The 26,430-nt window shown below is 46.8% G+C and carries 22 protein-coding genes and 1 pseudogene; 4 read left to right on the plus strand and 19 right to left on the minus strand.

Going from position 1 to position 26,430, the window contains the following annotated elements:
- Positions 1-64 precede the first annotated feature (64 nt).
- Positions 65-1,120, minus strand: a complete 1,056-nt coding sequence (locus DW036_RS06500) for a hypothetical protein (protein ID WP_118462247.1) — start codon at positions 1,118-1,120, stop codon at positions 65-67.
- A gap of 160 nt (positions 1,121-1,280) precedes the next feature.
- Between DW036_RS06500 and DW036_RS25730 the strand changes: the two genes are divergently transcribed.
- Positions 1,281-1,433: a hypothetical protein gene (locus tag DW036_RS25730; protein WP_187374564.1), complete on the plus strand. Its 153-nt coding sequence runs from the start codon at positions 1,281-1,283 to the stop codon at positions 1,431-1,433.
- A gap of 80 nt (positions 1,434-1,513) precedes the next feature.
- Positions 1,514-2,529 (plus strand): annotated as a pseudogene (locus DW036_RS06505) (virulence RhuM family protein).
- Positions 2,530-2,652: 123 nt separating this feature from the next.
- Here DW036_RS06505 and DW036_RS06510 read toward each other — a convergent pair.
- The 6 genes from DW036_RS06510 to DW036_RS06535 all read right to left on the minus strand — a co-directional run bounded on the left by DW036_RS06510 (position 2,653) and on the right by DW036_RS06535 (position 9,261).
- Positions 2,653-3,585: a phosphatase PAP2 family protein gene (locus DW036_RS06510; RefSeq protein ID WP_118462249.1), complete on the minus strand. Its 933-nt coding sequence runs from the start codon at positions 3,583-3,585 to the stop codon at positions 2,653-2,655.
- Positions 3,582-4,235 (minus strand): CDP-alcohol phosphatidyltransferase family protein, encoded by a 654-nt coding sequence (locus tag DW036_RS06515; protein WP_118463134.1) that lies wholly within the window; start codon positions 4,233-4,235, stop codon positions 3,582-3,584. The genes DW036_RS06510 and DW036_RS06515 overlap by 4 nt, the downstream gene beginning before the upstream one ends.
- Before the next feature lie 7 nt (positions 4,236-4,242).
- A complete protein-coding gene (locus DW036_RS06520) occupies positions 4,243-4,752 on the minus strand; it encodes a GtrA family protein (protein WP_118462251.1) in 510 nt (169 codons plus the stop codon).
- Positions 4,737-5,210: a phosphatidylglycerophosphatase A gene (locus tag DW036_RS06525; protein ID WP_118462253.1), complete on the minus strand. Its 474-nt coding sequence runs from the start codon at positions 5,208-5,210 to the stop codon at positions 4,737-4,739. The genes DW036_RS06520 and DW036_RS06525 overlap by 16 nt, the downstream gene beginning before the upstream one ends.
- 107 nt (positions 5,211-5,317) lie before the next feature.
- Positions 5,318-6,607, minus strand: coding sequence for an inositol-3-phosphate synthase (locus DW036_RS06530; RefSeq protein WP_118463137.1), 1,290 nt, complete (start codon positions 6,605-6,607; stop codon positions 5,318-5,320).
- 107 nt (positions 6,608-6,714) lie between these two features.
- Entirely contained in the window at positions 6,715-9,261 is a 2,547-nt protein-coding gene (locus DW036_RS06535) for a DUF5686 and carboxypeptidase-like regulatory domain-containing protein (RefSeq protein WP_118462255.1), read from the minus strand.
- A gap of 289 nt (positions 9,262-9,550) precedes the next feature.
- Between DW036_RS06535 and aspT the strand changes: the two genes are divergently transcribed.
- Positions 9,551-11,245 (plus strand): aspartate-alanine antiporter, encoded by a 1,695-nt coding sequence (gene aspT, locus DW036_RS06540; protein WP_118462257.1) that lies wholly within the window; start codon positions 9,551-9,553, stop codon positions 11,243-11,245.
- A 295-nt stretch (positions 11,246-11,540) separates the two neighbouring features.
- Positions 11,541-13,163 (plus strand): aspartate 4-decarboxylase, encoded by a 1,623-nt coding sequence (aspD, locus tag DW036_RS06545; RefSeq protein WP_118462259.1) that lies wholly within the window; start codon positions 11,541-11,543, stop codon positions 13,161-13,163.
- On the opposite strand, the gene DW036_RS06550 is transcribed toward aspD, so the two are convergent.
- The 12 genes from DW036_RS06550 to DW036_RS06600 all read right to left on the minus strand — a co-directional run bounded on the left by DW036_RS06550 (position 13,150) and on the right by DW036_RS06600 (position 26,306).
- Positions 13,150-14,463, minus strand: a complete 1,314-nt coding sequence (locus DW036_RS06550) for a PAS domain-containing sensor histidine kinase (RefSeq protein ID WP_118462261.1) — start codon at positions 14,461-14,463, stop codon at positions 13,150-13,152. The two genes, aspD and DW036_RS06550, sit on opposite strands and share 14 nt — an antisense overlap.
- Before the next feature lie 109 nt (positions 14,464-14,572).
- A complete protein-coding gene (locus tag DW036_RS06555) occupies positions 14,573-15,934 on the minus strand; it encodes a sigma-54 dependent transcriptional regulator (protein ID WP_118462263.1) in 1,362 nt (453 codons plus the stop codon).
- A gap of 134 nt (positions 15,935-16,068) precedes the next feature.
- Positions 16,069-17,562 carry a TolC family protein gene (locus DW036_RS06560; protein ID WP_118462265.1) on the minus strand — a complete coding sequence of 498 codons (1,494 nt, stop codon included), beginning with the start codon at positions 17,560-17,562 and terminating at the stop codon, positions 16,069-16,071.
- Positions 17,563-17,771: 209 nt separating this feature from the next.
- Positions 17,772-18,923 carry a bifunctional histidinol-phosphatase/imidazoleglycerol-phosphate dehydratase HisB gene (gene hisB / locus DW036_RS06565; RefSeq protein ID WP_118462267.1) on the minus strand — a complete coding sequence of 384 codons (1,152 nt, stop codon included), beginning with the start codon at positions 18,921-18,923 and terminating at the stop codon, positions 17,772-17,774.
- Positions 18,916-19,953 carry a histidinol-phosphate transaminase gene (gene hisC / locus DW036_RS06570; RefSeq protein ID WP_118462269.1) on the minus strand — a complete coding sequence of 346 codons (1,038 nt, stop codon included), beginning with the start codon at positions 19,951-19,953 and terminating at the stop codon, positions 18,916-18,918. The genes hisB and hisC overlap by 8 nt, the downstream gene beginning before the upstream one ends.
- Positions 19,954-20,047: 94 nt before the next feature.
- Positions 20,048-21,328: a histidinol dehydrogenase gene (gene hisD, locus DW036_RS06575; RefSeq protein WP_118462271.1), complete on the minus strand. Its 1,281-nt coding sequence runs from the start codon at positions 21,326-21,328 to the stop codon at positions 20,048-20,050.
- A 260-nt stretch (positions 21,329-21,588) separates the two neighbouring features.
- Entirely contained in the window at positions 21,589-22,443 is an 855-nt protein-coding gene (hisG, locus tag DW036_RS06580) for an ATP phosphoribosyltransferase (RefSeq protein ID WP_118462273.1), read from the minus strand.
- Positions 22,444-22,951: 508 nt separating this feature from the next.
- Complete coding sequence (locus DW036_RS06585) at positions 22,952-23,443, minus strand: PaaI family thioesterase (RefSeq protein ID WP_118462275.1); 492 nt, start codon at positions 23,441-23,443, stop codon at positions 22,952-22,954.
- Positions 23,444-23,612: 169 nt separating this feature from the next.
- Positions 23,613-25,178, minus strand: a complete 1,566-nt coding sequence (locus DW036_RS06590) for a hypothetical protein (RefSeq protein WP_118462276.1) — start codon at positions 25,176-25,178, stop codon at positions 23,613-23,615.
- 76 nt (positions 25,179-25,254) lie between these two features.
- A complete protein-coding gene (locus DW036_RS06595; protein ID WP_118463140.1) occupies positions 25,255-25,701 on the minus strand; it encodes an N-acetylmuramoyl-L-alanine amidase in 447 nt (148 codons plus the stop codon).
- 14 nt (positions 25,702-25,715) lie between these two features.
- On the minus strand, positions 25,716-25,811 hold the full coding sequence (locus DW036_RS25480; protein ID WP_022210678.1) for a smalltalk protein: 96 nt from the start codon (positions 25,809-25,811) through the stop codon (positions 25,716-25,718).
- A gap of 36 nt (positions 25,812-25,847) precedes the next feature.
- Positions 25,848-26,306 (minus strand): HU family DNA-binding protein, encoded by a 459-nt coding sequence (locus tag DW036_RS06600; RefSeq protein ID WP_118462278.1) that lies wholly within the window; start codon positions 26,304-26,306, stop codon positions 25,848-25,850.
- Positions 26,307-26,430: the final 124 nt, after the last annotated feature.

Below are 26,430 nucleotides of genomic sequence, written 5' to 3' on the forward strand. Positions count from 1 at the left end.
AAGTAGTATAGCCATAATAAGAGTTTACGTTTCTCCACAACCGAAGGGATAAAAGTCCCCACAACTACATCATAAAATTACTGAACAGGAAGAAGCAAGCATCGCCAACCTCCGGAAGTTCTTTCTTGCGGGAAAGATGAATGCCGCACCGGGAACAAAAATCCTTCAACAAGAATTCAGTTTTGTTATCTTCCACCTCAATGACGTGAGGTTTATTACCCTGCTCGCGCAAAACATTGACTAACTTCAATAGTAACTCCTCTGGATTGTTGTTCAAAGCATCCTGAGTCAAAATGGGAAATACCAACTCGTTGGCGGTATCCAAACAAAGTAATACGGTAGGGAGGTAAGGAGCTTCATCCTCATCTGCATCTATGGGCGTCGGCATATGCAGATACTTCATTTGTAATGTCCCGGAAACAGGCAACTTTTTCATCTCGCCTGCCAGTATGTCGTTGGCAAACTTTGGTGCAACACACTCATCAGGCAGAAAAGCAGGAAGCTGAGTAATATTCCACTCGTATGTACCATCGGAATTGGGAATAAGGTACGGAACAGATTTTCCACCCTTTGCGGTAGGATAGTTGCCATTTACATCAAAGCCCAGCTTTACAAAGTCAGAGGTTGTCACCTTTGCCGCCACAGCAATAGCGGCCCGAAGCGCCTCAACGATATCACGCGCATCCTCCATACAAGTGATGCCATACTGCATCTTTCCAGGCTGATACCGGGTAAAGTCAGGCCAGCCTTTAGAGCGTCGAATCTTCAGCTTATGGGCATCGGCATAATTACGGATAATTTTCTTTGTTTTCACATCCATGTCAGATGCTTGCATAAAGTCGCAATTGATACAATCGAAAGTTGTTGTCATTTCAAACATTTCGATTTCTGAGAGATGTTCATTGCCTAAGCTGATAGTTTTCAAATAAGTAGTGAAACCTTTTCGCCCCCGGTAGAAACCCAAGGCAAGGTGTTCACCTGCATTTCCCATCACGCAACAATATCCGGTTTCCCCATCGGATAGGCGAAATGCAAATACATCACTATCTGTCAACTCTTTCCACAATTCTGTGTCCCGATATTGAAATGCTACCGCAAGCATGTCGTCTACAAGAATCATTTTTCTAATTATTTATGGTTATAAATGTATTATTTTGTTCAAAGATAGGAAAAAAATTGAGACTTAGCGCAGGGCGCAGTAATAAGCCTGATAAATAGCACGGTGCTTTCATTTTTTTGCTAAATATCATGTCGTTTTCGGGAATAATCAATATCTTTACATGAAATATCAAGTTAAATCAATTGAAATGGAGCGTATCAATAGATTACAAGTCGTTTTAGCAGAGAACGTTGAAACTTTCGATAAAATAGCTAATCTTCTGAATGTTGATATGAAAGAGAGATTCTATGACTCAAGCGGTTATATTGCCTAAAAACCGTAGCGATTTGAGAATAGTTTTAAAATAAATAATAATTAAGGAGTGAAGGGCAATTCTAACATTTAGAAGTATACATGGAACAACAAGATGAAATCATCATATATCAGTCTCAGGATGGTACGATAAAAGTTGATGTACTATTCTCTGAAGAGACGGTTTGGCTGACACAGACGCAGATTGGGTCTCTGTTTGGAAAGGCTAAATCTACTATAAGTGAGCATATCAAAAATATCTTCGAGGAAGGAGAACTGAATGAAAATATGGTTGTTCGGAAATTCCGAACAACCACTCAGCATGGTGCGATCGAAAATAAGACCCAAAGCCACGAAGTTAATTATTACAATCTGGATGTAATTATCTCAGTTGGCTATCGGGTGAAATCTGTGCAAGGTACGCAGTTTCGTATTTGGGCGACACAGCGTTTGAGGGATTATATCATCAAGGGATTTGCTCTGAACGATGAGCGATTCAAGAGCGGCTCGTCAATGAACTACTTTCGGGAACTGTTAGACAGAATTCGGGAGATTCGCTTGTCCGAACGGCTTTTCTATCAACAAATCAAAGATATTTATGCCACAAGCATTGATTACGATCCGTCCGATGAAATGACCCTTGCCTTTTATAAAGAGGTGCAAAACAAACTTCTTTGGGCGGTCAGCGGGAAAACTGCGGCGGAACTGATCGGGCAAATGCCACATTGCCGCAAATGGGGCTGACATCGACATCTTTACCCAATAAGGTTCGTAAGGCAGATGTAGAAATTGGAAAGAATTACTTGAATGAAGAAGAGATTGGGCTTTTGAAATTGATCGTAGAACAATTCCTTGCTTATGCAGAGACTCAGGCAATACAGCACAAACCGATGTATATGCGGGATTGGATTGAGAAATTGAAGCAGGTACTTACGATGAATGATAAAAACATATTGGAGCACGCGGGATCAATCTCTCATAAATTGGCACTGCAAAAAGCCGCTGGCGAGTATGACAAATACAAGGAGGTACAAAAACAGTTGGAACGATTGGAAAGCATCAAAGAACTGGAGCAGGATATTCAAAAACTGAATAAAAATAAGAGAAAAAAGAAATAGTCTAAATTTAAAATTATAACAGAGACTGAAAAGGACTCTTGGTCTCTGTTATAATACTTCTGAATATTTTGGTTATCAACAAAATCTTTTCATCTATTTACATAGAGTTGTTTGAGGACTATATTATTCAATATATTTACTATAACGTTCGAAGAAGCGCTTGAACGCTCCCCATTTCATCAACCCTTTTTCAAAGACAAAGATGCCCAGGAGAGCACAGAATATTCCCAATAATACATCAATCAGATAATGATGCCCCGAATAAACAGCTGTGCACCAGATACCCACCATAATAAATGCAAATAATGCTATCAGCCAACCCTTACAACGGTTCATTATAGCATAAGCCAACGCCACAACCATATATGCCGCATGCAGCGAAGGAACGGCTGCAAATACATTTGCATTACGCCCATAGATAGAGTCGAATATCGTGCATCCCAGCAGTTCGTCAAAACGCCCCAGTCCCGCCACATTTCCCGGAGTATTCAGCATCGCCTCAAATCCATAGTTCATAGCGTACCAAGGGGGAGCGGCAGGATGAATGTAATATCCGGCAAAGCCAATAAGATTAACCAGCAGGAAGACCATGGCAAAACGGAGATACATCCGGCGATCTCCCTTCAGATAAAGCCACAAACCGAAAGCTATAGGCAAAGGCACCCAGCAGAGATAGAACACCCCAGCAAAGAAATCGGCTACCGGCCAGTGATGTATGGCAAAGTATTCACAAGGAATCAGCGTAGCCCCATTCACGGATATACCGAAAAGAGACTTCTCCGCTTCATACAAGCCCTGCACATCGATAGGGTTCACCTGGTAATTGGGGTACACCCGCATCCAGTCGTAGGAAATCCCGAAAATAACAAATGGCAGCAAAGCCACTGCCAGCTTACGGGTTGTCTTTCCTGCAAAAAACAGAAACAGGAACAAGCCCGTCATTAGAAAATGCTCCGTACGAAGTCCGATGCAAGTAGCCGTCAGCAACAGGAAAGCCAACGTAATGACTACCAGCAATGCCGTCTCTCTCACCGGAGGGAAATATCTTTTTATCATTTATTCAAAAGTTTATAGCAATGTACCAAGCGGACAAAAGCCGTCAGATTAGCCAATATGGCAATGATTGCCAGAGGAACAATCAGGATCAGCATTGGGTCGAAGAGCGTGCAATCGGAAAATACACCGCAGAACAGGGCTCCCAGACTGGTCAGCACCACTCGCTCAGGGCGCTGCATAATACCCACTTTACATTCCAGTCCCAGACCTTCGGCACGTGCGCGTACGTAACTTACCATCAGCGAACCGATCAAAGCAAGGAAAGTAATAATGGAACCCAGGAAATATCCCTGCAATATAAGATAATAGGATATACCGAACAAAGTAAACAGTTCACTGTAACGGTCGAGCACCGAATCGTACAACGCCCCGAAGGTGGAAGACATATTGCCAAGACGCGCCACGCGGCCATCCATCATGTCAAACAGCCCGGCGAAGAGTATCAGTCCGCCTGTCCATCCCACTAAAGAAAGGTCCTCTTCCGAATCTGTAACCAACCCTGCATAAATAAATATACCGGCAGCCACAATGTTAAGTATCAACCCGGTAGTAGTAATAAAGTTAGGCGTAATGCCAATTTTAATCATGCCACGCACAACGGGATTGATAATCTTGTATATCACCTGTTGCAGCCAGTCTCTGTAATTCATGTTCATTCTATTTTTTCTCCAAACGTTGTTTCAGAAATCTTTTTAAGTTGTGGTTCCGGTAGACGAAGACCCGTTGCAGATAATAATTCCAGAAAAATGCAACCAGCAAGGCTACCGTGATTTTAGAGAGGATAAACACGTCATAGACGTAATATCCCAGCAACCCGTTCACCCACTTCATTCCTGCCAGCCATTCCGTCAAAGCAAAAGTACCCCATGTATTGATAAGGATGCTCCCACCCCATACTATGAAATACTTCAGCCCCACATGTATCTTCTTGCAGTCTTCCGCCTTAAATACCCATTCATAGTTGATTACACAATTGACCATGCCGCCAACCACGGAACCGATAAATGTGGCATACAAATAGTATACACCAAACAATTTCACCAACAGAATAGTTATCAGAAAATCGATTACAGTGGCTATCTGTGCAGAAAGCTGCGCCTTCATAAAAAGCCACACTTCCCTGCGCCAACCTGCAAACCGACTCTGTTCATCTACTCCATCCACCATCTTGCCACTATTAAAACGATGAAACCATACACTCCCGCCAATACATCATCCATCATCACCCCGACTCCACCCGGCAAGTTTTCCATCCGCCGGATGCCCAGCGGCTTCAGAATATCAAAGAAGCGGAACAAAACAAATGCTGCCAGTCCATACCAGATATGACCTGCCGGAACTGCCAGAAGCGTGATCCACACACCTACCATCTCATCCACCACCACGCGCGACGGATCTTCACCCCAGTAGGGTTCCAGACGGTCGGTAGCCCAAATGCCGGCTACGGTGAACAGGGATATCAATGCGACAGTCGTCCACAACAGACAGGTTTCTGATATGAGTAAAGAAAGTCCGAACCAGATTAGCGTAGCGAGTAAAGCGCCCGCCGTGCCCGGAGCAAAGGGAGAAAAGCCTGAGCCGAAGCCCGTGCCTATCAGGACAGGGAAGAAGGAAGGTCTCCTCATAGAAAAAAGATATAAAAGAGTGATAAGGTGATAAAATGGTAAAGCGGTAAAGTAATACTACATCACCACTTTATCACTCTACCACCTTATCACCTTATTATTATTTATTAATCCAGATAGCTCGGTGATTTTTCACCCACCATCGTACGGATTGTTTCTTTCACCATTCTCCATTGAGTGAACAGATCATGGATCGGTTCATGCTCAAAGTCGTGCATCGGGCTCTTGCAGAAGAATGACAACCAGGTCTGGATTCCAGACATACCTGCACGCAATGCCAGGTCACTGAAAATAACGAGGTCGAGTGCAATAGGAGCTGCAAGAATAGAGTCGCGGCACAGGAAGTTTACTTTGATTTCCATCGGGTAACCCATCCATCCGAAGATGTCGATGTTATCCCATGCTTCCTTATTATCTTTACGGGGAGGATAGTAGTTGATACGAACCTTGTGGTAAACATCACCATAGAGGTCGGGATATTTTTCCGGTTCGAAGATGTTATCGATAACAGACAGCTTGCTGACTTCTTTTGTTTTGAAGTTTTCGGGTTGATCGAGCACTTCACCGTCACGGTTACCCAGGATGTTGGTAGAGAACCAACCGCTTACACCCAGCATACGAGTCTTGAACATCGGAGCGAGCACTGTTTTCATCAGTGTCTGTCCACTCTTGAAGTCCTTACCGGAAATGGGCACATTCATCTTCTTAGAGAATTCCCACATTGCCGGAGTATCTACGCACAGGTTAGGAGCACCCATGATGAACGGAGCACCTTCTGCAATTGCAGCATAAGCATAGCACATACTCGGAGAAATCACTTCCGTGTTATTAGCCTTCATTGCTTCTTCCAAAGCGGCAAGCGACTCGTGTTCTTTACACAACGGAACGTAGATCTCGGTACTTGCAGCCCACAGCACGGCAATACGCTCGCAGTTGTTGGCAGCCTTGAAGTTACGGATATCCTCACGCAGTTGCTCCACCATTTCCCAGCGGGTAGCGGCGTTCTTGATATACGTACCATTCAGGCGTTTTGCAAAGTTGTGGTCAAAGGCAGCAGGCATCGGCTTGATGGCTTGCAATTCCTCTTTTACCAGATTTAAATCTTTTTCTTTCAGAACTTCTGCATACATCGCAGCTTCGTATGCATTATCAGGGAAGATATCCCATCCGCCGAAAACAATGTCGTTCAAATCTGCCAAAGGCACTACGTCCTTAATCAGCTTTTCGTCGTTGTTCTCCATGCGTATTGTGGCCATCTGTGTAATAGACCCAATAGGTTTTGCCAGTCCCTTACGAGCAGCTAACGTACCCGTTATCATGGTGGTTGAGACCGCGCCACCCACTCCGACTACCAGTACACCCAAACGACCAGTTGCCGGCTTAATGTTTTCTTTCATTGCCATTGTATCTTTTAAAGTTTAAAAAATTGCTCAAATTTAGACTATTTTGTTCAATTGAGACTCGTCTTTTTATCCGATTTAATGTTCTGTTAGTAAGATTTAAGTTAAAAGGTCATGTGCAGACTGATTCTAAGACCGGATTTATCAATTCCGGGCAGATTTCTGTAAGTTAATCGCCAGACATAATCGAAGCGAAGCACCTTCAAAATATTCTCTACACCGACCCCCACTTCCATATAAGGAGTATCTCCCATATAAGAGGTTGTGACGGGAAAACGGAAGAGGTCATTGCTGACTGTCGGATTATTTTTGTCGCTCAAATTCCCGTACAATCCCCTAAACGAAAGGACTTCACGCCATTTCAACTTTTTCAGCAAAGGTACGCGGTTGAACAAAAAGCCATTTAGATAGTAAGTAACGTCCCACGAAGCATATTCATCGTTCATAAACTCCATGGCATTCATCAGGGAGTAAGACTCCGGCTGAATGGTATAAGAGAGGTTGGCGTTCGGGATAATCAGTAACGGGAAAGGTACTTTATCCCAAACTTTTCCGGCTTTCAGAATGACGTCCGTATAGCCGAAGGCCGAAAACCAGAAACGTTTCTGAAAACCGGCCTCTGTATATTGATAGGTGTAATCGCCGCCCAACACTCCTTTTGCAGCCATCGTATGCGAAAGCGAGAAGACCGGAGCATCCAGTGATACCGGGAAGCGGTTCCATTGCGTCTGAAAGAATTTTTCATTCGGCGCATAACGCAATTTTACTTCAAACTCGGTATTCGATATATTCTTCACGGGCGTTGCCATCTCATCCTGTTTCAGGAAAGGGATGAGATACGAAGACTCATCCTGCCGGAATCGGGAAGTGAGCTGAAAAGAGAAGCCGGAATGGAACTCATTGGTGTAAGTCAGCTCCGCCTTGCGCTGATAGCCTATCCGGTCGTCCTTCTGGCGCTTCAAGCTCAGGAATACGTTGTCCTGACTGGTATAGAGGTAATGCTGCCCGTATTGGTTTACATCCGAGGTATATCGTGCTTTCAAAGAGTGAATAGGAAATTCGTTGGCATACTCCTTCTTCTTATGGAAAGAATATTCCACTTCCGCCATCCCCTTCATCCGGTGGTCTTTAAAACCGTAGGCCATATATCCTTTATAGAACAGGTGCGGATTGAGCCACGCCGTAGTCATACCGCCCGCACGCAGGCGCACACCTTCCAGGGTGTTGCCGCTTATGGTGGTATTCATCATACCTATATAGAACAGGGGTTCTTTCTCTTTAGGTGCGGGTATGTAGCCGGTAAACAGCACTTTCAAGGTCTTCTCCGTCCAGTAATAGACAGGATACGTGCGAAGCTGCGCCATCATTTTATCAACGGAAGTTTCCTTCTTGCTGACTTCCACCTGACGGTTATCGTCCCAGTAAGCTTCCGTGCGATGCGTTGCTTCGGCCGGCTCAATCACTTTTTCCGGCTTCTTGAAGGCCGAAAGGGCATCCGCAGAAGGTTCATACACATAATTCCTGTAATACACATCCCGCTTGGCATAGATACCGTCACTGTTGTCCACCAGCTTGAATTCGGTGGTGATATGTTCGTCAGCCAACTGGCGCGTACCATCCGCCCCACGGGTAAAGTTCTGTTCCAAAGACATATAATCCACAAAATTCAGATTGATCTTCTGTGGAAAGTTCATGGTGGAACGACGCACGAAATAGGTACTGTCCAACGTAACGTACAAATGTCCCGTAAAACCGAAGGACTCGGAATTGAAGGGTACGAACGTCAGGTCCACACAAGGCTGGCCCGCTATCGTAAGCGTGTCCATCAGATAATATTTATAGAATGAAGGTCCCAGGGAAGAAAGCGGGCTTACGAACTTATTGGTGAACAGTGTGATGTTGTTTTCATAAATATCGACATCGGTCATTGTCACACTGATGGCTTGCTCCATGCCTTGCTGCGAAAGCATCTCATCCACACCGGCCTGTCGGCGGGCATGTACGCGTTGTTTCTGACTTTTGGGAGATTTGCGGTAATAATCCGTAGCCAGCAGCTCACGGTTGGAAACGGCAAGCACAGGCTTTCCCGTAACGGCGGAAGTATCTACGTAGTCCGTCAGGAACTTGAATTTACGATAAAGCCACTTCTGCTGCTTTGCACTGTCGAAGTTGTTGATGGCAAAGGTCATCTTCTCATAACGGTCCCGTTGCCAGAAGTCCAACTCTTTGGGCGAATAGTCATCCCGATGTTCTATCATCTGTCTCACAAATTCCACGGCGGGATTATCTTTTTTCTTGTATCGCTCCCGCTTAGGCTTTACCACCACTTCGTTCAGGGCATACGTTGCCGGAGAAAGGGCGATGGTAAGGCGGATGCCTTGTGCCGGATGAATAAGGCGGGTGTATTCATTATATCCAATGGCAGAAATAACCAGCACGGCTTGGGGGCGGTAGGTATTGAAAGAAAACTGTCCTTTGTCGTTGGTCATGCCTCCCTCGGTAGTACCTTTCAGATATACAGATGTATAAGGGAGAGGCTCACGGGTTAACGAGTCTGTAACAACACCTTGTACCACATATTGTGCTTGCAGGGGGAAGCTCATCCAGCAAAGGCTGATGAACAATAAAATCCTTAAAAAAGTAAACCTCATACCTATTTTTATAATGTTGAAAGATGAATGAGAATTCAGGGGGGAATGGGGACGCGGACGACGCGGATCAGGCGGACGAACGCGTACCAATTTTCGCTAAATAATCATTCCTCCTTCTTTAACGCCCGCAAAGGTACGTAAGAAAACTTTTTTATAAAGTTCAGTTTTGCTGAATAAATGTTCTAAAAAACCACTTTTGCGCAAAACACTTCCTTTGGCAAGCTGTTGTATATACTTTAAACGACGCAAAAAGCATCGAAAACCAATTAATAACCTAAACAACTTAATTATGGAATGGATAATAAACCAGCTCAGGGAGCGCCCCGAACTTGCCATATTCCTCACCCTGTTCCTGGGGTTCTGGCTTGGCAAACTACGTATCGGGAAGTTCAGCTTGGGGACGGTCACAAGCGTATTGCTTGTAGGCGTATTGGTAGGACAACTGAAGATCGACGTACCGGGCCCCATCAAATCAGTGTTCTTTCTTCTCTTTCTGTTCGCCGTCGGGTATAAAGTGGGACCGCAGTTCTTCCGCGGGCTGAAAAAGGACGGACTCCCCCAGGTAGGCTTTGCCGTACTGATGTGTGTATCGGTATTGGTGGTGACCTGGCTTCTCGCCCTCGTGATGGGCTATAATCCCGGTGAAGCCGCCGGATTACTGGCAGGTTCGCAAACCATCTCCGCCGTCATCGGAGTGGCCGAAGACACCATGGCAAACATGGGACTGGACGAGGCGCAACGCCAAAGTTATATCAATATCATCCCCGTATCATACGCTGTGACTTACGTTTTCGGTACGGCAGGTTCAGCCTGGGTACTCTCCTCCCTCGGTCCCAAACTGTTGGGCGGACTGGAGAAAGTGAAAGCCGCCTGCAAAGAACTGGAAGCCAAAATGGGCAGTTCCGAGGCAGACGAACCGGGCTTCATGCACGCCGCACGCCCCGTAACTTTCCGCGCCTACAAGATAGAAAACGAATGGTTCAAGCAAGGCCGTCGGGTGATAGACCTGGAAATGTACTTCCAGAAAGATGGTAAACGCCTGTTCGTAGAGCGCCTGCGCAAGCAAGGAGTCGTTCGGGATGTATCCCCGAATACCGTATTGAATATAGGAGACGAAGTCGTTCTCAGCGGACGCCGTGAATTCGTTATCGGCGAAGAGGACTGGATAGGCAATGAAGTACAGGACGCACAGTTGCTTGATTTCCCCGCAGAAACGTTACCTGTCACGGTCACAAAGAAAACGTTCGCCGGAAAGACAGTGGCGAATATCCGCCGGCACAAATTCATGCATGGCGTCAGCATCCGCAGCATCAAGCGTGCGGGAATTGAAATACCCGTACTGGCACAGACCAAATTGGATGCCGGCGACGTCATCGAAGTAGTAGGCACAAAGCAGGAAGTGGAAAGTGCCGCTGCACAAATAGGATATGTGGACCGGCCTACCCACCAAACGGATATGATATTCGTAGGATTAGGTATTCTGATAGGCGGTTTGTTCGGTGCATTATCCATCCACATCGGTGGTGTTCCCATCAGTCTGAGTACGAGTGGAGGTGCATTGATAGCCGGATTATTCTTCGGTTGGCTGCGCAGCAAGCATCCTACGTTCGGACGCATTCCCGAAGCTTCTCTGTGGGTACTGAATAATGTAGGGCTGAATATGTTCATCGCAGTAGTAGGAATAGCCGCCGGACCGAGTTTTGTACAGGGTTTCCGGGATGTCGGGCTCAGCTTGTTCATTGTGGGGGCCATAGCCACTACCCTGCCGTTGATCATCGGTTTGCTACTGGGTAAGTACGTCTTCAAGTTCCACCCTGCAATAACACTGGGATGCTGTGCCGGAGCACGTACAACGACAGCCGCGCTGGGAGCAATACAAGATGCAGTGGAAAGCGAAACGCCTGCGCTGGGCTATACCGTAACGTATGCTGTGGGCAACACTTTATTAATAATATGGGGTGTCGTCATCGTACTGCTGATTTAACCCGGCGGATATAGCATACAACTGATATACCGTATGCAAGAAACTAATCGCCGCGATGCGAAGAACTAATCTTCAAGATGCATATTATTATTCTTACAACAACTATTGTAATAAAGAAATATATCTATTGTAAGAAAGCAACACAGTTATTGTAAGATACAATAACAGTTATGGTATGAATAGTTTTATGCATCTCCGAGAATAGATTCTTGCATCCCGAGAGTCAGTCTATCGCACTCACAGGATTAGTCTATTACACCCCAAAATTAGATGATAACAATTAAAACTTAACGAAATGGATACCAAAAACTTTGAAAAGAAAATGGAAACAATCAGCCCATTCGAGCTGAAAAACCAATTGATTGATATGGCCGATGAAAGCCTGAAGAAAACTGCCCGCACGATGCTGAACGCCGGACGCGGTAACCCTAACTGGATAGCTACCACCCCTCGCGAAGCTTTCTTCCTCCTGGGACAGTTCGGACTCGAAGAATGTCGCCGCGTCATGAACCTCCCCGAAGGCATCGCCGGCATTCCTCAAAAAGAAGGCATCGCCTCCCGCTTCGAAGCTTTCCTCAAAAAGAACAATGCCGCCCACGGTGCCAAGCTCCTGGAGCAGACCTATAACTACCTGTTAATGCAACATGCCGCCGATCCCGACTCCCTGGTGCATGAATGGGCAGAAGCCGTAATCGGCGACCAGTACCCTGTGCCCGACCGCATCCTGCACTTCACCGAAATACTGGTGCAAGATTACCTGTCGCAAGAAATGTGCGATAACCGCCCTCCCCGCGGCACATTCGACCTCTTTGCCACCGAAGGCGGAACCGCCGCCATGTGTTACCTCTTCGACTCCCTCCAGGAGAACTTCCTGCTGGATAAAGGTGACGGCATCGCCCTGATGGTACCCGCTTTCACCCCCTACATTGAAATTCCGCAACTGAGCCGCTACCAGTTCAACATGATAGAACTGCATGCCGACCGCATGACGGACGACGGATTCCACCTCTGGCAGTACAATGACAAGGACATCGACCGCCTGAAAGATCCCGCCATCAAAGCGCTCTTCGTCACCAACCCCAGCAATCCGCCCAGTTACGCCCTCAGTCCGGAGACGATGGCACGCATTGTCGATATCGTGAAGAATGATAACCCCAACCTGATGGTCATCACAGATGATGTATACGGCACATTCAGTCCGCACTTCCGCTCATTCATGGCTGAACTGCCGCACAATACGCTTTGCGTCTATTCCTTCTCCAAATATTTCGGAGCTACCGGTTGGCGTGATGCCGTCATCGCCCTGCACGAAGACAACATTTATGACAAGCAAATTGCCCGCCTGCCGGAAGATAAACGCAATGCGCTGAACCGCCGTTACTCAAGTCTGACCCTGCACCCCGAAAAAATGAAATTCATCGACCGCATGGTAGCCGACAGCCGACAGGTTGCACTGAACCATACCGCCGGCCTGTCATTGCCCCAACAGATGCAAATGAGTTTATTCGCTTCCTTCGCCCTGCTGGATAAGGAAAACAAATATAAACTGAAGATGATGGAAATCATTGAGAAGCGTCTGCATGCCTTGTGGGATAATACGGGATTCACGTTGATAAAAGACCCGCTCCGCGTAGGATATTATACGGAGATCGACATGCTGGTATGGGCAAAGAAGTTCTATGGAGATGATTTCGTAGAATACCTGAAACGTACCTACAGCCCGCTGAACGTCGTATTCCGCCTGGCAAAAGAAACGTCTCTCGTCCTGCTGAACGGCGGTGGCTTCGATGGTCCGGAATGGAGCATACGCGCCTCGCTTGCCAACCTGAACGAAAAGGACTATGTGGTCATCGGCCAGGGCATCAAGCGGATTCTTGACGAATACGCAAAGGCGTGGAAAAAGACTACGGAAAAATAATGCGGAACCGTGTCAACCCATCACTGTACGTGCGTAAAGAGAACGTACACCCATGACGGGTAAGCACCTCACGAATAAACACCAGACCGATTCCCTGCCCGTTCGGTTTGGTGGAAAAGAAGGGACTGAAGAGCTTTGCTTCAGTCTCTTTTGTTATACCGGGGCCATTATCCACCACTTCAATCGTGGTAGGAGCGATTGTGCGGACTACAACCCTACCCTGCTGGATCGTTCCTTCGGGCGCATGTTCGATACTTTCCGCAGCATTCTTGATAATATTCACCAATACCTGTTCCAGCAGTGCCGCATCAAAGCGTACCGGTTCCAGCTTCGGATCACATTCCAGCCAGAGAAGAATATTCCGGTCGTTGCACATACCCTCCATAAAGCGTTTACACATGGAGGCCAATTCATTCAGTTTGCCCGTAACCAAGGTGGGCTCAGGAATCTTCACGACATCGGCAAAACGGGTGATAAAGCGGCTCATGGAGAAGCAACGCTCGGTACAAACGCGCATTACATCGCAGATATCCTCCATATTCTCTTCGGTGGAAAGAGCTTGTTCCACGGTATCAAGTGTAGACGTAATACCCGCCGTCGTATTGTTCACCTCGTGGGCAATCATGCGGATCACCTTCTCATACGCTTTCTTTTCAGCACGCATCACCTCGTCCGTCATCTTCTCTATCAGATAGAAAGGATGATGAAAACCTCTGTCTATAAAGGATGAATGGGTGCACTTATAGATATTCGAGTCATTCAGACGCACCACTGCCGTCTGATCTTTTGAGATATTCGCCAGTTCTTCAGCCAGAGGAGAGTCTATATTCTCAATTTTCTTCCCCATCACTTCTTCCAGGCGTACGCCCATCATCTTCAATCCCATCGGATTGAGCTGGGATATTTCACCGTTCAGTGTGGTAATGACAACTCCCATCGGCGAAGCCTGGATAAGCAAGTCCAGGAAATGGTTTTGCTCGCGCAGACGCAAACGTTCGTTCTTCAATTGCTCCATCATGCGGTTGAACACATTTACAATGCGGTCCGCCTCGTATTGCCCTACCTTGCTGAGCCTGCTGCTGAAATCCTGTTCGCGCAGCAATTCCATACCGCTGCCGATAATATTCATCGGTTTCACTATCTTACGGTAGAAGATGAACAGGAACACCAGAATGAATACAATGATTCCCTCCACAATGTAGAGGTGTAACGGCTTCATCCCCTTTGCCAAGTAGAGAAGCACGCCACCTAACCCCAGAAGGAAAAGGACAAGTATGGAGAAATAGAACTTTATTCTCACGTAATTAGTGATTAGTGGTCAGTGATTAGTGATAAGCGGTAAGTGATAAGTGATTAGCGGGCTGCGCTTTAATGCCGCATTGTACTAATCACTTATCACTTACCACTTATCACTTTTCTGTGACTGTTATATTAAACTTTTCCAGTCGACGATAAAGCGCGGCACGACTGATGCCGAGCGTCATAGCCACCTGACTGAGATTTCCTTTATGGCGATCGAGCGCCTGCAAAATAGTCTGACGCTCTATTTCATCCAGCGTCATGCCTGCCAGAGACGATGCGTCCGAAGCCTTCACCGGTTCATTAGGACGCAGATATTGTGCGTCAAAATCCGAAGCTTCCAGTGTCGTCTTTCCGCTGACGAGAATCGTACGCTCTACCAGATTCTTCAGTTCACGGATATTTCCCGGATAAGGCAAGCGGGAAAGGAAGTTCAGGGCATCTGCCGAGAATTCCGTGCGGGGCAGTCCGTTAAGCTCTGCCTGACGGTCGGCAAAGTGGCGTGCCAGCAAAGGAATATCTTCACGACGTTCGCGAAGGGATGGCAACTTAACGGTTATCAGGTTGATACGATAGAATAAATCTTCGCGGAAGGTACGTTCCGATACCATCTTGCGGAGGTCGGCGTTGGTAGCGGATACTACACGGATATCCGTCTTGCGGGGGCGGCTGTCCCCCAGCACTTCAAACGTCTGATCCTGCAATACACGGAGCAGTTTCACCTGACAGGAAGGATCGAGGTCACCGATTTCATCCAAGAAGATAGTACCCTTGTTGGCAAGTTCAAAGCGCCCTACACGGTCTGTAGTGGCATCCGTAAAGGCCCCTTTCTTATGGCCGAACATTTCGCTTTCGAAAAGGCTCTGCGAGATACCACCCAGGTTGACCTTTACAAACGGCTGTTTCACCCGCTGGCTGTTGATGTGGATGGCTTCGGCAATCAATTCCTTACCTGTTCCACTCTCACCCGTAATCAGTACCGAGGCATTGGTACGCGCAATGCGTGCCACTGTATTCAGCACTTCCATCAATCCCTGAGATTTTCCGATGATATGGCTGCGGTTCAGCGTCTCGCTCTGTTCTTCCGGCGCATCTTTCGGAACGGCAGTCAGTTCAAGGGCAGTCTCGATGCGTTGCAGCAAAGCGGCATTGTTCCAAGGCTTCGTGATAAAGTCGAACGCGCCTGCCTGCATACCCTGCACGGCAAGTTGTATACTCCCCCACGCTGTCATCAGGATAACGGGTACATCGGGGCGGAATATTTTCACTTGCTTCAACAAAGTCAATCCTTCTTCTCCCGTTGTGGAAAGGGTGAAGTTCATGTCCATCAAAATGAGGGCAGGTGCCTCGGCACGCACCACATCCATTGCTTCGCGCGGTCCGGGAACAGTTTGCGCTTCATATCCTGCACGTTTCAGCATAAAACTGAGGGAAGAACGTACGGCACTATCATCGTCGATTATCAGTATCATAAGATTTCGTTGTTTTATGGTTTGCAAAAATAAACGATTTCACACAGAAAGCACAGAATATCACAGTTTTTTTCAATAACAAGCGAAAAACGGTTATGAGTTATAAGTTATTATTCATAACTCATAACTCAAACTCAGTCTCTCACAATTTCTTCAAAGTCCGCCTCCAGCTCACAATTCCGTTCAAAATCCCAAAGTGTCAGACTGCGGATCTGATAGAAATAGTACCAATAATAATAGAGCTCGGAAATATGTTTCTGTCTGGCTTCATCTTTTGATTTCTGTGCGTCGTTCAGGTCCAGCGTACTGATTTGTCCGATCATAAAGGTTTCCACACTGGTTTTATAACGTTTTTCGGCAATGCCGTCAGCTTCCTGTGCAATGCCCAACTGTTGTGCCTGATTATTGAAGTTCGCTACGAGCAGGAAAATATCCTGATTGAAGTCCATCTGTTCCTGACGGATTCTGGAAAGCACCACTTCACGGTTACTCTTTGCCACACGTACTTTTCCGCGGCGTTTTCCCCAGTCCAAGATAGGTACTTTCACACCCACCTGCACAATCTGGTTATCAAGCAGCCCCTTGTAAGCGGAAGTCAAATCACGATCCTGCCCCGTATAACCCACACTGGCAAACAGGTCGATACTGCGCAAATTTCCGCGAGCCGTAGCCACTTCATAGTCCGCTTCCAACTGGCGACGACGGATATTCTGTGCAAACGAGTTCCGGTCCAGAGCCTTGTTCAATACAAGATTATATTCCATCTTCATATCCGGTGCAGAATTCGGCAGCATCGGATTCAGGCTCTCGTCTTCCGACAAACCGAGGAAGGAACGCAACTGGAACATTTTCGCATTCAGGTTACTCTCTGCTTCCGTCACATCCGCCTTGCCCTGCAAAGCATTCAATTTCAACTGCAACAGGTCATTTTCAGAAATCTGCCCCATCTTGCGCTTTGCCATTGCCACTTCATAGAGGCGGTCGGCATTCACCTTATTCTGTTGGGCAGTTTTCAAATTTTCTTTTGCCAGCAGCAGATTGAAGAAATAAGTGATTGTCTTCATCGTCACTTGTTCCGTAGCAGTGATAAAGGCTGCTTTCGCTTCTGCGTATCTCACCGGTTCGATACGGCGGTTCCATTTCAGATTGTTCACTCCGAAGATAGGTTGCGACAACTCCAGACTGACGGGGACGGACATAAACCGTTTATCTCCTCCGGATCCTAATTGCTTGATATATTCAAGAGAAGAGGCCAGTGACAGTTTACCGCCCGTAAACCATAAGTTCTGGTCTATGGAGAGCGTTCCGGAAAGTCCCAGCGTATTGTTACGCACGAATGAGTAGGAACCATCCGAGTTTTGATATCTGCTGTAAGATTTATTGTAATTGGGTAAAGTACCGTTCAGATTCACTTCCGGTAACAGGTCGGCACGGAAGGTACGATATTCCCAGTATGAAGTCTTCAATTCATTCAGCGCTACGGCGGCATCCACTGACTGGGTACGTGCCAAAGCTATCGCTTCATTTAAAGTGATGAGACGTTCACGTTCGTTTGTCAATGTATCGTTCTGTGCAAAAGCGGCGAACGGAAATAGCATCCAAGCTGCGAGTAAAATATTCCTTTTCATGTTTATCAAAAAATAGTTGTAAACAGAAAAGCAAAGAGCGTGCCAAAGCGTCAGGATGCTTCTGGGTAGGGGTGGGTGTTCATTATCGGACAGTGGGGATGTCCAGAAACGGACGGTAATTAGTGATTAGTGGGTAGTGATTAGTGATTAGTACCATGCGGCGTTACAGCGCAGCCACTAATCACTAATCACTACCCACTAATCACTAATTAAAGCACTCCCTTCGAACTCGGCAATTCAAAGTGATAGATATCCCTCTTCACCGCCATCTTTATTGCGCGGGCCAGCGCTTTGAAAATGCCTTCTATCTTATGGTGCTCGTTCTGGCCTTCCGCTTTTACATTCAGGTTCATCTTGGCGGCATCGCTCAAGGATTTGAAGAAATGCAGGAACATCTCTGTCGGCATCTCACCTATCTTTTCACGATTGAATTCTGCATCCCATACCAGCCAGGGACGTCCGCCGAAGTCCAGGCAAACCTGGCAAAGGCAGTCATCCATCGTCAGGGCATAGCCATAACGCTCGATGCCACGCTTGCTTCCCAATGCCTGATAGATGCAATCGCCTAATGCAATCGCAGTGTCCTCTATGGTGTGATGCTCGTCCACTTCCAAATCGCCTTTCACATGGATCGTCAGGTCCAGACCGCCATGCTTGCCTATTTGCTCCAGCATGTGATCGAAGAAACCCAGTCCGGTATGGATGTCGCAGGCACCGTTACCATCCAGATTCAGAGACACGAAAATATCCGTTTCCTTGGTCGTGCGGTGTACTTCCGCTTTCCGTTCTCCGGCAAAAAGGAATTCGGCAACTTTATCCCAATCTTTCGTAACAAGGGCGCATACCTCTTCCAAACCTTCGCAAGCGGCTGTTCCACCTTCGGATTCCGGTTTCAGCAACGTAGTATCATCCTGCAAATAAATAGCCCGGCAACCCAGATTCTTAGCCAGTTCCACATCCGTCGGGCGGTCGCCGATAACGAAACTTCCGGCAAGATCGTACTCCGGATTATTCAGATACTTCGTCAACATCCCTGTGCGCGGCTTCCGGGTAGGCGCCATATTTTCCGGCATACTGCGGTCGATGAAGATTTCATCAAACGTAATCCCTTCACCTTCCAGCGTCTTCATCATCAGGTTATGCGCAGGCCAGAAAGTTTCTTCCGGGAAAGATGCCGTGCCCAACCCATCCTGATTGGTCACCATCGCAAACTCAAAATCCAATTTGCTACGGATGAAGCCCAGGTTACGCATCACTTTGGGATAAAACTCCAACTTTTCCAGCGAATCCAACTGGTAATCTACGGGCGGTTCAATCACCAAAGTCCCGTCACGGTCTATAAATAATACTCTCTTACTCATAGCTTTTCAATGCTTCTATCAGTTTATCATTCTCCATCCTCGTTCCTACCGTCACACGCAAGCAGTTGCCACACAGCGATATAGAATTACGGTTGCGGACGATGATCCCCTCTCCTACCAGATAATTATAGATCTTCACCGCATCCGTCACCCGTGCCAGAAAGAAATTGGCATCAGACGGAAATACTTCCACCGTCAACGGCAGTTCGGAAAAACGTTTCTTCAAATCCTCGCGTTCCTCTTTCAGCCTCTTCACCCAACGCTCTATCTCATAGTACTTATGCAACATCTCTATCGCCTGTTTCTGAGTCAGTTGGTTCACATTATAAGGGTACTTTATCTTGCTCAGGATGCCGATGATTTCCGTAGAAGCAAACGCCATTCCCAAGCGGATAGCCGCACAGCCCCATGCTTTAGAAAAAGTCTGGAACACAACAAGATTCGGATATTTATCTAAATCCAGCAAGAACGACGGTGATTCTGAAAAGTCACTGTACGCCTCATCCAGTATCACCAGCCCTTCAAACTCACGCAGCAACTTCTCTATCTCACTGCGCAACAAATCGTTTCCGGTAGGATTATTAGGCGAACACAGGAAAATCAACTTCGTCCGTTCATCCGCAGCAGACAGCAACTTGTCTGCCGAGAACTGGAAATGCTCGTCGAGCAGGACTTTGCGATACTCCACATTATTCACATCGGCACACACCTGATACATGCCGTAAGTGGGATCGATAGCCACCACATTGTCCACTCCCGGCTCACAGAAAGCACGGAAGACCAGGTCGATAGCTTCGTCGCTACCATTGCCCAGGAAAATATGCTCGGGAGACACTTTCTTTATCCTGGAAAGTTCCGTTTTCAGTTCCCACTGCATCGGGTCGGGATAGCGGTTATGCGGCAGATTGTACGGATTCTCGTTCGCATCGAGAAATACCGATGCCGTTACGCCTTTATATTCATCACGTGCCGAAGAGTAAGGCTTCAGCTTCCAGATATTCGGACGGGTCAGTTCTTGCAATGTTTTCATGATCTATAAATATGATAAAGTATTGAACACTATTTACGCGGATTACACAAATTTCATCTTTACCCTTATTCGTGTAATCCATGTAATTTGTATTCTATATTGTTTTCAATCTCACTGTTACCGCATTTTTGTGCGCATCCAGATGTTCGTTTGCCGCCATCTCTTCAATGGCAGGGCCTATATTCTTCATACCCTCCGGACGGATTTCCTGAAACGTAATCTTGCGGATAAAACTATCCAGGCTCACACCGCTATAAGCTTTCGCATATCCGTTTGTCGGCAAGGTATGATTCGTTCCCGAAGCATAATCTCCCGCACTTTCCGGAGAGAGCGATCCCAAGAAGACGGAACCCGCATTCACCACACGTTCTGCCACCTGCATATAGTCCGCAGTTTCCACAATCAGGTGTTCGGGCGCATATTCGTTCGTCAGTTCGATGGCCTCTTCCATATCCTTCACCACGATAAGCTTACTGTTGGCAAGAGATTTCTCCGCAATTTCCTTACGGGGCAGAAGTTCCAACTGACGTTCCACTTCCTCTTTCACGGCCTGTTGCAAAGCCTCCGAAGTGGTAATCAACATCGCCTGGCTATCCACACCGTGTTCAGCCTGGCTCAGCAGGTCCGCAGCTACAAATACCGGATTCGCCGTTTCATCCGCCAGCACTTCCACTTCCGACGGACCGGCAGGCATATCAATCGCCACATCACGCAGACTGACCAACTGTTTCGCTGCCGTCACATACTGGTTTCCCGGACCGAATATCTTGTAAACCTTCGGCACGCTTTCCGTTCCGTAAGCCATCGCAGCAATAGCCTGCACGCCACCTGCCTTGAATATCCGGCTCACCCCTGCCACCTGTGCAGCAAAAAGAATAGCAGGATGCACCCTTCCTTCTTTATCCGGCGGTGTGCAAAGCACAATCTCCTTACAACCCGCAATCTTTGCAGGCACAGCCAGCATCAGCACCGTAGAGAACAGAGGAGCTGTTCCTCCGGGAATATACAATCCCACCTTTTCAATAGCCACCGCCTTTTGCCAGCACGTCACGCCCGGCATGGTTTCCACCTTCTTGCCCTCAAAGCGCTGTGCAGCATGAAAAGTCTCTATATTCTGTTTAGCCAGACGGATAGCCGCCTTCAGCCTTTCATCCACCAGCGTCTCCGCCTCTTTCAGTTCCGCCTCCGTCACCGCCAGCGATGTCAGCTCCGCCTTATCAAACTTCGCCTCCATCTCCAGCACCGCACGGTCACCGTCCGACTTCACGCGGTCTATAATCCCCCGCACCGTATCGAACAGATTCTCAGTATTCATCACCGGACGTTTCAGTATCTCCGCCCACTGTGATCTATCCGGATTATTTATTAATTTCATACCCTATTCCATTTTTAAGATTCATTCTACACTATCACCCCTACACCATCACCTCTGCACTATCACCCCGAATGGTCCCCGGCCTCACTGTAGGAGCGTCAAACGCAGGTAGTATGTTCAGCGTCAAGAAGGGCAGTCTGTTTGAGCGTAGCGAGTTCCTGCCCTTTAGCTGAAAATGCTACCGGAGTAGCTCCGGAAGTGCAGCCTTGAGTTTTTCTTTTGGTATCTTTTCTTTTGTCTCAAGACAAAAGAAAAGTACATCACAATATCATTTTCTCAATCGGCAGCACCAAAATCCCTTCTGCCCCCAGCGACTTCAGCTTTCCGATAATCTCCCAGAAGCACTTTTCATCCAGCACTGTATGTACCGAACACCAGCCCTCCTGTGCCAACGGCATCACCGTCGGGCTCTTCATACCCGGAAGCACCTGGATAATCTCTTCCAACTGTTCTTTCGGTGCATTCATCAGCACATATTTCTTATCTTCCGCCGTCTTCACAGCATCCATACGGAAAAGCAACTCCTTCAGGATTTCCTTTTTCTCGTCACACAGATTCCTGTTACCAATCAGCAGTGCTTCCGATTTCATCACCACTTCCACTTCTCTCAACCGGTTGCTCACCAGCGTAGACCCCGAACTAACAATATCAAAAATCGCGTCCGCCAGCCCGATGCCGGGTGCCACCTCTACAGAACCTGTAATCACATGTATCTCCGCATTCACATTCTGCGTTTTCAAGAATGTGCTGAGAATACCCGGATACGACGTCGCAATCTTCCGTCCTTCAAACCACTGCACACCCGGATATTCGATATCCTTCGGAATAGCCAGTGACAAACGGCATTTGCTGAATCCGAGACGCTTTACAATCTCTGCATTTTCATTCTTCTCCACATATTCATTCTCGCCCACGATACCTATATCCGCCACGCCTGTTGCCACCGACTGCGGAATATCATCATCACGCAAAAATAACACCTCAACAGGAAAATTAGACGATTGTACCAGCAATGAACGTTTCACTGCATTCAATTTGATATCCGACTCTCCCAGAAATGACATTGTCTCGTCATAAAGACGACCTTTAGCTTGTACTGCAATTCTTAATAACATAATCTTATTTATAATTTTACGATTTAACTACTCACAAAAACTAAACTAGACTTAACCAAACTCTTGAAAACAAAAAAACGAGGCTTGCCATTATCCGGCAAGCCTCGTCGTTTATATGTTTATTCATTATGCACATACAATCATACGCCTACCGATTATTCGTCAGGTAATGATGATGGTGATGATGTGCAACAATATTTTTCATACAATTCTTTTGTTTGATGCGACAAAAGTAAACTATCCGTTTGAAACTTCCAAAGATTTATCACAAAAAGTTTTGTTTTCCTATCATTTTCTTAGTTTACGTTACAAATTACACTGATTTGCACAGATCAATTTATTATGGGAAAGTAATGAACTAAATGCCGATAATAATTTTAGGCGCGGATTACGCGGATTACACGGATTAATGACTGCGCTATCACACTATATTACAGGAAAAGAATCCGTGTAATCCGCGTAATCCGCGCCTAAAATTATATTCATTAACCGTCCATAGTAAGCAAACTTAAATCAGCGGCAGAATCTCCTCCTTCTCCACATCGCAGTGATGAAAGTGCATTTCCTGCTCCGCCTTCTCCTTCGGAAAAGTGAAGTAAGTGCATACCGCCTCCGAGCACACCTCTCCCGCTTCATTATAAAGTTTCGCATCGATAATCACGATATTCCGCTTCTGCTCGCGTATGGAAGCCCGCAACACGACATGCGAGTCTTTAGTCGACACCGGTTTACGAAAACGAGTTTCCATCTTCGAAGTCACCCCGCTTGTCTGCAACTTACGCACTACCACCCATCCGCAAATTTCATCCAGCAACACCGACTGAATGCCACCATGCAGCGTATTCAACCAACCCTGATACTCCGGACGCGGCTTCCAGATGCTCACCACCTCGTCGCCATCCTCGTAAAACTCCATTTTCACACCGGACTCATTATGGGGAGCACAACCGAAACAATTGTACCCTTCCAAATCTTTCCACGGGTTAATAATCTTCTTCATACAATTTCGTTTTTATTTTTAATTCAAGTTTCGCAGATTCTACAAAAAGATTGTAAATGGTACTTTTTTAGGCGCGGATTACACGGATTACGCGAATTTTTTAGTTAATTGACACAATAGCGCAGCTTTAAATCCGCGCAATCCGTGTAATCCGCGCCTAATATCCACACTAATAATATGTATATTCACGCTCTTCGTACACCACCGGCACATCATCTATATACTTGATTCTGATTTTCCAGTTTCCCTGATTGTCATTATGGAATTTATAGACGTATTTCACTTCTTCGGTTTGCCCTTCCGGACGCTCTGTTCCGGAAATCAGTTCCCCTTTGGTATTGTACCGATACGTATGCTGGCTTTGAGATGTACCATCCGGTGAAAGATATTCTTCGAACACTACACGTCCCTGAAAATTATAGCCTCTCCGAACAGAGCCAACCGGATCGGCTCCTTCGGGCTGCAACAGCACTTTCTGCTCTATTTGCTGCCCATAGGAATCATATATATAACGGAACTCACTACATTTTGTTCCATTCGTCAGGTAACCCACTTCCTGTACCATATTACCTTCTATGTCATAGCGAAACACATCCCGCTGCATAATTTCACCCTTATCATCCAGTATTGAACAGTGCTTGAGACGCCCTTCCTTATCATATCCATAACTCTTGTTTACCGTCAGCACATCCGCCGGCGTATAATGACTTTCTTTCGACAAATTCCCATTCTCATTATATTCATACTGAATCTTCTCCCGGCATACTCCCGCATCCGTGAACCGTTCCTCTTTTACTTTCCGTCCGTTTTCACCAAACTCGTAAACGAAGAACTGCCCTTTCTTCTCTCCCTTATCCACCGCCTGCGGACCTTTGGCGATGGCAACGTACGACCTTTGCTGTACCTTCTTCACTTTACCGCGCACGGGTATTTTCTCCCAGTCATTTCCACCGCCTGCATACTCTATATCCCTGCGGATAATGAAATTCGGTTCTCCATATTCATTGCAACCTTCAAAACGCTCTGTCCAGTTACCCGCTTCATCTATCTTCCGAATCGGATTCTTCTGATTATCATCTTTCACCACCCGCATCTTACCTAACTGTAGTGCCCCCCTTCTTTTCAGCGTCAGTGTATCCCCCTTTCCAATCGGGTATTCTCCCACGCGTTCCATCTTTTCATCCGGACCACCCATCAAGATGATCTTCTCCGGCGTTCCATCCGCATTATACAGTACTTGTCTGCCCGATGACCTCTTTTTCACATAGTCTCTGGAGTACGTTTTCAATATCTTTCCCGCTTCATCATACAAAGCAGAAGTAATCTGGAGTGTATCTTCCTGCCCGTTCATATAGGCAATGCAATTCAGCCGCCCTTTTTCATCGTATGTATAGCCCCAACAATCGCTGACTCCTTTATCCGCAGTTGCATAAATCTCACGCGACACCTGTCCGGCAGGGTTATACACATACACCAGTTTACCATGCGGACTGCCGTCCGGCTTCAGCCTGTTCTCTACCATCTTACGACCTTTACTGTCGTACTTCACGAATGTAATGTAATCCACCACCTTACCGGTCACCCACGTAGTGTCCTTCAGTAGCGGCTCATACACCACCGTACGTATGTTTTTAATGCCCGGCTGATCCTGGGCACGAAGTGCAGCCGAACCGGCTGCCAACAGAAGAAGCAAAACAAATATTTTACATCTCTCAGAGATAAATCTGTGTTTCATATCCAATAGTGTCTTTCTATATGTTGCCACAAATATAACAATACTTCAACACGCACAAAAAAAGGCGGGGAGTTTTTTACTCCCACGCCTCCGCTTTTACTTCAAAACAAGGACACTCTTTCGTCCTTTCCCAAGGATCTACAATGCCGTTGTAGTTTTTATCAGGACTCAGATCCCGGTGTCCCACCACCCGCGCCCCCGGATAACTCTGCAACAGACTGGCTACCAGTCGGTGCATCGCCTCTTTCTGTCGTAAGGTCCGCGTATCGGCGGGACGTCCGTTCACATCCAGCCCACCCTCATAACACACTCCGAGACTGTTTGCATTATATCCCCGGGCATGCGCCCCAGGCACATCTTCCTGCCTCATCAGCTCCACCTGTCCCGACTTTCGGATATAATAGTGATACCCCCACGATGAAAAGCCCCTGTAACGGTGCGCCGTATCCACGTCCTGCGCACTGAAATCACTGTCCGCCCTTGTGGCGGAACAGTGAATAATAATCAGATCAATCTTTCTCATAACCGGCATACCATTTATATCGTCATAGCATGTGCACTCAACGCCCCCAATAAGGCAGAAGCCATCGCAATAACAACTTTCAATACTGTGTCCCAGGTAATCTTCTTCATAACGATCAGTTTTTAGTGATTTAATATTTAGTGATTCTATCCCAACGGATTCTCTTCAATCCCTCCATCAGCAGAACCACCCGACTCGGACGACTGCATACTTCGCGTCACCACACGCGTGTACGCCATCGTCTTTGTGATGTCCGTCAACCCCTTGCTGGGGCGGAAGTTGATATGTGATTTCTTAATCATGGATATTGTGAAATCTTCCGCCTTCTCCGCGCCTGTACTGCTGACGCCCATCTGCAAAGACCCCAAATCTCCCAACCTGACGATACGCCCCGCTTTCAGAGCACGTTTCGCCTCATAGATGATGCCCGCCAGTGCGGCACGCACATCAGTTTCCGTACAAGTAGTACGTCCGGTTATCGCTTCGCACATTTCGTCGAAGTCCAACTCGCCCGAAGCTTGCGCCAGGGCATAATACTTGGCGGGCTCACTCTTCTTAGAAGGATTTTTACGAGCCACCACTGAATAATTCATGGATGTTGCCATATTGATTAAAATTTTAAAGTGAATGTAAATCACCGATCTACACTGCAAATATACCGGATAACAGACATCCCTCAGTCGTCAATGAAGCTTTACGAATATTATTGAAATAAACACGTCTCAAAAC

Source organism: Bacteroides sp. AF39-11AC (assembly GCF_003474285.1).
In the GTDB taxonomy this organism is placed as follows: Bacteria; Bacteroidota; Bacteroidia; order Bacteroidales; family Bacteroidaceae; genus Bacteroides.

Excerpts from the sequence above, each read along its gene's own strand:
- DW036_RS06515 (WP_118463134.1), bottom strand. The coding sequence starts at position 4,235 with ATGAATTACAGAGACTGGCTGCAACAGGTGATATACAAGATTATCAAT.
- DW036_RS06535 (WP_118462255.1), bottom strand. The coding sequence starts at position 9,261 with ATGAGGTTTACTTTTTTAAGGATTTTATTGTTCATCAGCCTTTGCTGG.
- DW036_RS06585 (WP_118462275.1), bottom strand. The coding sequence starts at position 23,443 with ATGAAGAAGATTATTAACCCGTGGAAAGATTTGGAAGGGTACAATTGT.
- DW036_RS25480 (WP_022210678.1), bottom strand. The coding sequence starts at position 25,811 with ATGAAGAAGATTACCTGGGACACAGTATTGAAAGTTGTTATTGCGATG.
- hisC (WP_118462269.1), bottom strand. The coding sequence starts at position 19,953 with ATGAAAACATTGCAAGAACTGACCCGTCCGAATATCTGGAAGCTGAAG.
- DW036_RS06500 (WP_118462247.1), bottom strand. The coding sequence starts at position 1,120 with ATGATTCTTGTAGACGACATGCTTGCGGTAGCATTTCAATATCGGGAC.
- DW036_RS06560 (WP_118462265.1), bottom strand. The coding sequence starts at position 17,562 with ATGAAAAGGAATATTTTACTCGCAGCTTGGATGCTATTTCCGTTCGCC.
- DW036_RS06595 (WP_118463140.1), bottom strand. The coding sequence starts at position 25,701 with ATGAGAAAGATTGATCTGATTATTATTCACTGTTCCGCCACAAGGGCG.
- hisD (WP_118462271.1), bottom strand. The coding sequence starts at position 21,328 with ATGAAATTAATAAATAATCCGGATAGATCACAGTGGGCGGAGATACTG.
- DW036_RS06555 (WP_118462263.1), bottom strand. The coding sequence starts at position 15,934 with ATGATACTGATAATCGACGATGATAGTGCCGTACGTTCTTCCCTCAGT.
- DW036_RS06530 (WP_118463137.1), bottom strand. The coding sequence starts at position 6,607 with ATGAAAGAAAACATTAAGCCGGCAACTGGTCGTTTGGGTGTACTGGTA.
- hisG (WP_118462273.1), bottom strand. The coding sequence starts at position 22,443 with ATGTTATTAAGAATTGCAGTACAAGCTAAAGGTCGTCTTTATGACGAG.
- DW036_RS06510 (WP_118462249.1), bottom strand. The coding sequence starts at position 3,585 with ATGATAAAAAGATATTTCCCTCCGGTGAGAGAGACGGCATTGCTGGTA.
- aspD (WP_118462259.1), top strand. The coding sequence starts at position 11,541 with ATGGATACCAAAAACTTTGAAAAGAAAATGGAAACAATCAGCCCATTC.
- DW036_RS06520 (WP_118462251.1), bottom strand. The coding sequence starts at position 4,752 with ATGGTGGATGGAGTAGATGAACAGAGTCGGTTTGCAGGTTGGCGCAGG.
- DW036_RS06590 (WP_118462276.1), bottom strand. The coding sequence starts at position 25,178 with ATGAAACACAGATTTATCTCTGAGAGATGTAAAATATTTGTTTTGCTT.
- aspT (WP_118462257.1), top strand. The coding sequence starts at position 9,551 with ATGGAATGGATAATAAACCAGCTCAGGGAGCGCCCCGAACTTGCCATA.
- DW036_RS25730 (WP_187374564.1), top strand. The coding sequence starts at position 1,281 with ATGAAATATCAAGTTAAATCAATTGAAATGGAGCGTATCAATAGATTA.
- DW036_RS06600 (WP_118462278.1), bottom strand. The coding sequence starts at position 26,306 with ATGGCAACATCCATGAATTATTCAGTGGTGGCTCGTAAAAATCCTTCT.
- DW036_RS06525 (WP_118462253.1), bottom strand. The coding sequence starts at position 5,210 with ATGAGGAGACCTTCCTTCTTCCCTGTCCTGATAGGCACGGGCTTCGGC.
- hisB (WP_118462267.1), bottom strand. The coding sequence starts at position 18,923 with ATGAGTAAGAGAGTATTATTTATAGACCGTGACGGGACTTTGGTGATT.